General features: G+C 69.4%; 7 protein-coding genes. 3 read left to right on the plus strand and 4 right to left on the minus strand.

The window, feature by feature from the left end; all coding sequences use genetic code 11:
- A partial coding sequence (locus ABD378_RS32885) for a peptidoglycan recognition protein family protein (protein ID WP_425583908.1) occupies window positions 1–586 on the plus strand: 586 nt, incomplete at its 5' end.
- A gap of 33 nt (window positions 587–619) precedes the next feature.
- Here ABD378_RS32885 and ABD378_RS32890 read toward each other — a convergent pair.
- Entirely contained in the window at window positions 620–1,144 is a 525-nt protein-coding gene (locus ABD378_RS32890) for a DUF4240 domain-containing protein (protein WP_344526940.1), read from the minus strand.
- Window positions 1,145–1,277: 133 nt separating this feature from the next.
- Between ABD378_RS32890 and ABD378_RS32895 the strand changes: the two genes are divergently transcribed.
- Both ABD378_RS32895 and ABD378_RS32900 read left to right on the plus strand, forming a co-directional pair.
- Window positions 1,278–2,258: an SDR family oxidoreductase gene (locus ABD378_RS32895; protein ID WP_344526930.1), complete on the plus strand. Its 981-nt coding sequence runs from the start codon at window positions 1,278–1,280 to the stop codon at window positions 2,256–2,258.
- A 47-nt stretch (window positions 2,259–2,305) separates the two neighbouring features.
- Window positions 2,306–3,277 carry a helix-turn-helix transcriptional regulator gene (locus ABD378_RS32900; protein WP_344526932.1) on the plus strand — a complete coding sequence of 324 codons (972 nt, stop codon included), beginning with the start codon at window positions 2,306–2,308 and terminating at the stop codon, window positions 3,275–3,277.
- A 76-nt stretch (window positions 3,278–3,353) separates the two neighbouring features.
- On the opposite strand, the gene aceE is transcribed toward ABD378_RS32900, so the two are convergent.
- The 3 genes from aceE to sucB form a co-directional block, all read right to left on the minus strand.
- Entirely contained in the window at window positions 3,354–6,059 is a 2,706-nt protein-coding gene (gene aceE / locus ABD378_RS32905; RefSeq protein WP_344526934.1) for a pyruvate dehydrogenase (acetyl-transferring), homodimeric type, read from the minus strand.
- A gap of 301 nt (window positions 6,060–6,360) precedes the next feature.
- A complete protein-coding gene (locus tag ABD378_RS32910) occupies window positions 6,361–6,984 on the minus strand; it encodes a GntR family transcriptional regulator (protein ID WP_344526936.1) in 624 nt (207 codons plus the stop codon).
- Between the two features lie 148 nt (window positions 6,985–7,132).
- Window positions 7,133–8,119, minus strand: a 987-nt coding sequence (gene sucB, locus ABD378_RS32915; RefSeq protein WP_344526938.1) for a 2-oxoglutarate dehydrogenase, E2 component, dihydrolipoamide succinyltransferase, incomplete at its 5' end; no start/stop codon positions are given.

Raw genomic sequence — 8,119 nt, forward strand, 5'->3', positions numbered from 1 at the left:
CGTGCCGCGCGCCGAGTGGCTGGCCGGGGCGGTGCGGGCTCCGCCCGCCCGGTATGCCAAGCGGGTCCAGGCGGTGTTCGTGCACCACACGGACTCGCCGAACAGCTACGACTGCGCCGACGCCCCGCGCATCATCCGCTATCTGTACGCGGGCCAGACCGAGGGGAGGCAGTGGGACGACATCGGCTACAACTTCCTCGTCGACCGGTGCGGGACCGTCTACGAAGGGCGTGCGGGCGGCATCGACCGGGCCGTGGTCGGGGCGCACACCCAGGGCTTCAACCGGGGGTCGGTGGGGATAGCGGCGATCGGGACGTTCACGGCCGGGGTTCCCGTTCCCAAGGCGATGACCGACGCGGTGGCGGCGTTGGTCGCGTGGAAGCTCGGGCTCTCGGACGTGGACCCGCGATCCACGGTGCGGATGGTCTCCTCGCACAGCCTCAGCAAGTACCAGGCGGGGACCAGCGGGTACTTCAGCGCGGTGTCCGGGCACAACGACGGCTATTACACGCAATGCCCGGGTGCGGCGCTGACGGCCGCGCTGCCCGCGATCAGGGAGAGGGCCGCACGGCTACAGAGTCGGTAGATCGGTAACTCGGTAACTCGGTAGCTCGAAGCCTCAGTCGACCTCGCCGAAGCGTTCCCACAGCTTGGGGTAGCGCTGGGCCATCGCCGCTTCATCCTCGAAGTCGAGCGGCGTCCCCTCCGGCTCCTGAGGGGCGGGAGCGATGCCGAGGTCGGGGGTGACGACGCCGGTGAGCTGCTCGTACGCCTCGTCCGCCGCGTAGCCGAGCTCCTCGCCGTCGCCGTCGATGTCCTCGTCGAAGTCGTCGAGGAGGTCCGCGAGCGAGTCCGGGTCGTGCAGGGCTCCCTCGAACACCTCACGCCCCTGGCCGATCAGCCAGCAGCGGAAGTAGTCGAAGGCGTCATCGCTCGCGCCACCGAGGAGGACCCAGGAAGCTCCCCAGAGATCCCAGCGGTACGCACGGTTGTAGCGCGCCTCGAAGTGACGGGCGAAGTCGAGCACCATGTCCGGCTCGAGTTCGAGGAGTTTCTCGGTGAGCAGGTCGGCGTGGTCCTCGGGGTCGCCCTCGGCGGCCACGCGGGTGCGGTCCACGATCTCCCAGAACTCCGTCTCGTCCATCACGGGACAAGCATCGGTCCTGGGGGGTTGGTACGCACGTGGAGTGCGGCGGATGCGGCTGTGTCGTTATGCGTGCACATGCCCGTGGAAAACCCGACAGCAGATGTCGGCATTGGGTGGCAGCCTCGAAGTCATGGAGAGCGAAGAGATGGACAGCACGGAGAGCACACACGCACTCGCGCAGCCCCTGGCCGGAAAGATCGCCCTCGTCGCCGGTGCCACGCGTGGCGCGGGCCGGGCCATGGCCGTGGAGCTCGGCCGCGCCGGAGCCACGGTGTACGCGACGGGACGCACGACCCGCGAGCACACCAGCGAGGTCGGACGCACCAAGGAGACCATCGAGGAGACCGCGGAGCTGATCACCGCCGCGGGCCGGGATGCGGGCGGGACCGGTACCGGAATCGCCGTACCCACCGATCACCTGGAGCCCGAGCAGGTCGAGGCCCTCGTCGAGCGGATCGACCGCGAGCAGGGCCGTTTGGACATCCTGGTCAACGACATCTGGGGCGGCGACGTCCACGTCGAGTGGGACAAGAAGATGTGGGAGCACGACCTCGACAAGGGGCTGCGCCTGATGCGCCTCGGCATCGAGACCCACATCGTCACCAGCCGGTACGCGCTGCCGCTGCTCGTCAAGAACCCCGGCGGCCTGGTCGTCGAGGTCACCGACGGCACCGAGGAGTACAACGGCCCCAACTACCGCAAGCCCTTCTACTACGACCTCGCCAAGGCGGCTCCGCTGCGGATGGCGTTCGGCCTCGCCGAGGAGCTCAAGGAGTACGGCTGCACGGCCCTCTGCCTGACCCCCGGCTGGCTGCGCTCCGAAGCCATGCTCGACACCCACTTCAAGGTGACCGAGGAGAACTGGCTCGACGGCCGCGCGCAGAACCCGCACTTCGCGATCTCCGAGACCCCGACGTTCGTGGGCCGGGCCCTCGCCGCGCTCGCATCCGACCCCGAAGTGGCCCGCTGGAACGGGAAGTCGCTCTCCAGCGGTGGCCTCGCCAAGGAGTACGGCTTCACGGACGTGGACGGTTCGGCGCCGGACGCCTGGCGCTACATCGCGGAGGTCGAGCAGGCGGGCAAGCCCGCGGACGTCACCGGCTACCGCTAGCCGCTTCGGCTCGCATGGGTGGTCCCTGCTAGCGGCATCATGGGGGCATGCGCGCTGCCCGCCTCATCAAGATGGTGCTTCTGCTCCAGGCCCGCCCCTCCATGACCGCCGCCGAGCTCGCGGGTGAGCTCGAAGTGTCCGAGCGGACCATCACGCGGGACGCCCAGGCGCTTTCCGAGGCCGGCGTCCCGGTGTACGCGGACCGGGGGCGGACCGGCGGCTACCGTCTCATCGGCGGCTACCGCACCCGGCTCACCGGCCTCGGGCGCAGCGAGGCGGAGGCGCTGTTCCTGTCCGGAGTGCCGGGTGCGCTGCGCGAGATGGGCCTGGAGGACGCGTCATCGGCGGCCCGCCTGAAGGTGTCGGCGGCGCTGATGCCCTCGCTGCGGGACGCCTCGCAAAATGCCTCGCAGCGGTTCCACCTGGACGCGCCGGGATGGTTCCAGGAGGCGCCCGCGCCCGAGCTGCTGCCCCCGCTGGCGAACGCGGTGTGGGACGACCGGCGCGTCACCGCCCGCTACCGGCGCCAGGACGCCGAGGTGGAAAGGGAGTTGGAGCCCTACGGCCTCGTGCTCAAGGCAGGCATCTGGTATCTGTGCGCACGGGTGCCCGACACGGGTTCGTTCCGGGTGTACCGCATCGACCGGTTCACCGCGATCGCCGCGGGCGATGACCGCTTCGTACGCGACGAGGAGTTCGATCTGCCGGGCTTCTGGGAGGAGAGGGCCGCGCAGTTCGCGCGGGCGATCCTGCGGTCCGAGGTCGTGCTGCGGCTCTCCGAGAGAGGCGTACGGCAACTTCCGTACGCCACCGACTCCGCGTCCGTACGTGAGGCACTGGAGGGGGCGAGCGAGCCGGACGGCGAGGGCTGGGTGACACTCACCCTGCCCGTCGAGAACGAGGTCGTCGCGTACACCCAGCTCATGCAGCTGGGCCCGGAGGTCGAGGTCCTGGCTCCGGCAGCCCTGAGGGAGCGTTTCGCGGAAGCGGCCCACCAGATGGCGAACCGGTACCGGTAAAGCCCCGGCACACGAGAACGGGCCCCCGCCACCCAGGCAGGGACCCGCACCCACATCAAGACATCAAGCCAAAGGCCTACAGACCGTACTTGGCCCGAGCCTCCTTCACCGCGGCAGCGGGAACCTCACCGCGACGGGCAAGCTGCGCGAGAGCAGCGACGACGATCGACTCGGCGTCGATGCCGAAGTGGCGACGCGCGGCGTCACGCGTGTCGGAGAGGCCGAAGCCGTCCGCGCCGAGCGACGAGTAGTCCTGCTCGACCCACTGCGCGATCTGGTCCGGCACCTGCCGCATGTAGTCGGAGACCGCGAGCACGGGACCCTGAGCACCCTCAAGAGCCGTCCGCACGTAGGGAATCCGCTCCTCGCCGCGCAGGATCGCCTCGTCCGCCTCCAGGGCGTCGCGGCGCAGCTCGGTCCAGGAGGTCGCGGACCACACGTCGGCGGCCACACCCCACTCCTCGGCGAGCATCTTCTGCGCGGAAAGGGTCCAGTGGATGGCCGTTCCCGAACCGATCAGCTGGATGCGCGAGGCGTTCGCGGCGGGGGAGTGACCCGCCGTCTCGGCCGTGTTGAAGCGGTAGAGACCCTTGACGATGCCCTCGTCCACACCCGCGGGCTTAGCGGGCTGCGGCATCGGCTCGTTGTAGACGGTGAGGTAGTAGAAGACGTTCTGGTCCTCACCGGGGGCCGCCTCGCCGTACATCCGGCGCAGACCGTCCTTGACGATCGCCGCGACCTCGTAGGCGAACGCGGGGTCGTACGACATGGCGGCGGGGTTCGTCGCGGCGATCACCGGAGAGTGGCCGTCCGCGTGCTGCAGACCCTCACCCGTCAGCGTCGTACGTCCTGCGGTGGCGCCGACGAGGAAGCCGCGGCCGAGCTGGTCGCCGAGCTGCCACATCTGGTCGGCGGTCCGCTGCCAGCCGAACATCGAGTAGAAGATGTAGAACGGGATCATGGCTTCGCCGTGCGTCGAGTACGACGACGACGCGGCGATGAAGTCCGCCATCGAGCCGGCCTCGGTGATCCCCTCGTTGAGGATCTGGCCGTCCTTGGCCTCGCGGTAGTACATCAGCTGGTCGCGGTCGACCGGCTCGTAGTTCTGGCCCTTCGGCGAGTAGATGCCGAGCGACGGGAAGAGCGACTCCATGCCGAAGGTACGCGCCTCGTCGGGGACGATCGGCACCCAGCGCTTGCCGGTCTCCTTGTCGCGGATCAGGTCCTTGACGAGGCGTACGAAAGCCATGGTCGTCGCCATCGACTGGGAGCCCGAGCCCTTGTCGAACGACGCGAACGACTTGTCGGCCGGGGCGGGCAGCGGCGCGAGCGGCTGCGTGCGACGGGCCGGGGCAGGACCGCCGAGCGCGGCACGGCGCTCCTGGAGGTAGCGGACTTCGGGGGAGTCGGCACCCGGGTGGCCGTAAGGCACCTGGCCGTCGACGAAGGCACTGTCCGGGATCGGCAGCTCGAGCAGATCCCGCATGTCCTTGAACTCGTCCACCGTGAGCTTCTTCATCTGGTGGTTGGCGTTCTTGGACTCGAAGCCCTTGCCGAGCGTGAAGCCCTTGACCGTCTGCGCGAGGATCACGGTCGGCGCGCCCTTGTGGGTGAGCGCCGCGCGGTAGGCCGCGTAGACCTTGCGGGCCTCGTGGCCGCCGCGCGAGAGGTGGAAGCACTCGCTGATCTTGTCGTCGCTGAGCAGCTTGCCGAGCTCGACGAGCGCGGGCTCGGAGCCGAAGAAGTGCTCGCGGATGTAGGCGGCGTCGCGCGTCGCGTACGTCTGGAACTGCGCGTCCGGCACCTCACGCAGGCGGCGGACGAGCGCGCCCGTGGTGTCGAGCTGGAACAGCTCGTCCCAGGCGTTGCCCCACAGGACCTTGATGACGTTCCAGCCGGCGCCACGGAACTGGGCCTCCAGCTCCTGCACCACGCGGAAGTTGGCGCGGACCGGGCCGTCGAGGCGCTGCAGGTTGCAGTTGATGACGTACGTGAGGTTGTCGAGACCCTCACGCGCGGCGAGCGCGAGGGCTGCCGTCGACTCGGGCTCGTCCATCTCGCCGTCACCGAGGAACGCCCACACGTGCGAGGCGGAGACGTCCTTGATGTTGCGGTTGGTGAGGTAGCGGTTGAAGCGCGCCTGGTAGATCGCCGACAGCGGGCCGAGGCCCATGGAGACGGTCGGGAACTCCCACAGCCAGGGCAGACGCCGCGGGTGCGGGTAGGACGGCAGGCCGTCGCCGCCCGACTCGCGGCGGAAGTTGTCGAGCTGCGCCTCGTTCAGACGACCGTCGAGGAAGGCGCGGGCGTAGATGCCGGGGGAGGCGTGGCCCTGGATGTAGAGCTGGTCGCCGGAGCCGGGAGACTCCTGGGATTCCTTGCCCTGGAAGAAGTGGTTGAAGCCCGTCTCGTACAGCCAGGCGGCGGAGGCGAAGGTGGCGATGTGGCCGCCGACGCCGTATTTGCTGCCCCGGGTCACCATCGCGGCCGCGTTCCAGCGGTTCCACGCGGCGATCCGCTGCTCCATCGCCTCGTCGCCCTCGACGGCCGGCTCGGCGGAGGTGGGGATGGTGTTGACGTAATCGGTCTCAAGGAGCTTGGGCAGCGCCAGGCCCGCGCCCTCGGCGCGCTCCAGCGTTCGCCGCATCAGATACGCGGCACGGTGCGGCCCGGCCGCCTGGGTAACGGCGTCCAGGGAGGCCTGCCATTCGGCGGTCTCCTCGGGGTCGCGGTCCGGGAGCTGGTCGAGCTCGCTCGGCTGGATTGCGGAGGGGTCGGTCATGTCGCCGCCTTCCTGAGTCGGAGGGGGTCCCCTGTTCGGTAAGGGGTGGGGGTGCCCTAGGTCTTTGGCAGGACAGGGCGTGGGGTTCTGGTGAGAGCCCGTCGGAGACTGTAACTCCGTGATCGATGATCGATCAAAGGGTTGAAGGCGAAAACTCCTTCATATTCAGAAAGTAGGCATCCGGTGCCAACAAACCGGGCACGCGGTGCCTTCGATTCGAAGGGTTTCCGCAGGTGGGAGCACGTATGAGCGCCCTCATGCTCCTACGGTTGTCCGGGGCCCGGCCAGGGCCCGGAGAGTGTCAGGCACGCGGCGCGCAGCCCAGTACGTGGGCCTTCACCAGCTCCGCGATCGCGGGATCCCGCCGCTGGAAGGCCGAGACCAGAGCCTCGTGCTCCTCCGCGTACGACTGCTGCACCGTCCCCAGCCACCGGATGGACAGCGCCGTGAAGACCTCGATGCCCAGGCCCTCCCAGGTGTGCAGCAGAACGGAGTTGTTCGCGGCCCGCACCAGCTCCCGGTGGAAACCGACCGTGTGCCGCACCTGCGAGGTCCCGTCGGAGGCCTGGTCCGCCTCGTACAGGGCGGCGACATGGGGTTCCAGGGCCGAGCAGTCCTCGGCCAGGCTCTCCGCCGCCAGCTCGGCGGCGATGGCCTCAAGGCCCGCACGGACGGGGTAGCTCTCCTCCAGGTCCGCCGCGGTCAAGTTCCGTACGCGTACGCCCTTGTTGGGCGCCGACTCGATGAGCCGCAGCGTCTCCAGCTCCCGCAGCGCCTCCCGCACGGGTGTCTGCGAGACCTCGAGCTCCACGGCGATCCGCCGCTCCACGATCCGCTCGCCCGGCTGCCAGCGCCCGCTGACGATCCCCTCCACGATGTGCTCGCGGATCTGTTCGCGCAGCGAGTGGACGACGGGCGCGGTCATGTGGGCTCCTCCGGCAGGGGCAGCGCCCCAGGGGCGTGGTGACCCCTAGACAATACGGCGACGCCCCCGTCCGGAAACCTCCGAACGGGGGCGTACGTGCTGATGAGACGAGTCTTACAGCCCCACGGGGCCGAAGAAGCACGGCCAACTACAGGCCGAGCTCGACCTCGAACTCGCCGGCCTCCAGGATCGCCTTGACCGTGGTCAGGTAACGGGCGGCGTCCGCGCCGTCCACCAGACGGTGGTCGTAGGAGAGCGAGAGGTACGTCATGTCACGGACGGCGATGGTCTCGCCGAGGTCCGGGTGGTTGATGACGACCGGGCGCTTGACCGTGGCACCGATGCCGAGGATGGCGGCCTGGTTCGGCGGCACGATGACCGTGTCGAACAGGGCACCGCGCGAACCGGTGTTGGAGACCGTGAAGGTGGCGCCGGACATGTCGTCCGGGGTGAGGCCACCGCCACGGGCCTTGCCGGCCAGCTCGGCGGTCTTCTTGGAGATGCCGGCGATGTTCAGGTCGCCCGCACCCTTGATGACCGGCGTCATCAGACCCTTCTCGGCGTCAACGGCGATGCCGATGTTCTCCGAGTCGAAGTACGTGATGGTGCCCTCGTCGTCGTTGATCCGGGCGTTGACGACCGGGTGGGCCTTCAGCGCCTGGGCGGCGGCCTTGACGAAGAACGGCATCGGGGAGAGCTTGACGCCCTCACGAGCCGCGAACGAGTCCTTCGCCTTGGCGCGCAGCTTCATCAGCTTCGTGATGTCGACCTCGACGACCGAGGTCAGCTGGGCCTGCGAGTGCAGCGCCTTCATCATGTTGTCGCCGATGACCTTGCGCATGCGGGTCATCTTGACCGTCTGACCGCGCAGCGGGGACACCTCGAGGGCCGGGGCCTTCGAGGCCGCCGGGGCGGCGGCAGCCGGAGCCGGGGCGGTCTTCTTGGCCTCGGCGGCCGCGACGACGTCCTGCTTGCGGATGCGGCCACCGACGCCGGTGCCCTTGACGTCCGACAGGCTCACGCCGTGCTCGTTGGCCAGCTTGCGGACCAGCGGCGTGACGTAAGCGCCGTCGTCGGCCGGAGAGGCCGGGGAGACCGGTGCGGCAGGCGCGGACGGGGCCGGGGCGGCGGGCTG

Source organism: Streptomyces rectiviolaceus (genome assembly GCF_039533825.1).
In the GTDB taxonomy this organism is placed as follows: Bacteria; Actinomycetota; Actinomycetes; order Streptomycetales; family Streptomycetaceae; genus Streptomyces; species Streptomyces rectiviolaceus.

Coding starts and splice junctions, on each gene's coding strand:
- ABD378_RS32890 (WP_344526940.1), bottom strand. CDS start 1,144: ATGGACGAGACGGAGTTCTGGGAGATCGTGGACCGCACCCGCGTGGCC.
- ABD378_RS32895 (WP_344526930.1), top strand. CDS start 1,278: ATGGAGAGCGAAGAGATGGACAGCACGGAGAGCACACACGCACTCGCG.
- ABD378_RS32900 (WP_344526932.1), top strand. CDS start 2,306: ATGCGCGCTGCCCGCCTCATCAAGATGGTGCTTCTGCTCCAGGCCCGC.
- aceE (WP_344526934.1), bottom strand. CDS start 6,059: ATGACCGACCCCTCCGCAATCCAGCCGAGCGAGCTCGACCAGCTCCCG.
- ABD378_RS32910 (WP_344526936.1), bottom strand. CDS start 6,984: ATGACCGCGCCCGTCGTCCACTCGCTGCGCGAACAGATCCGCGAGCAC.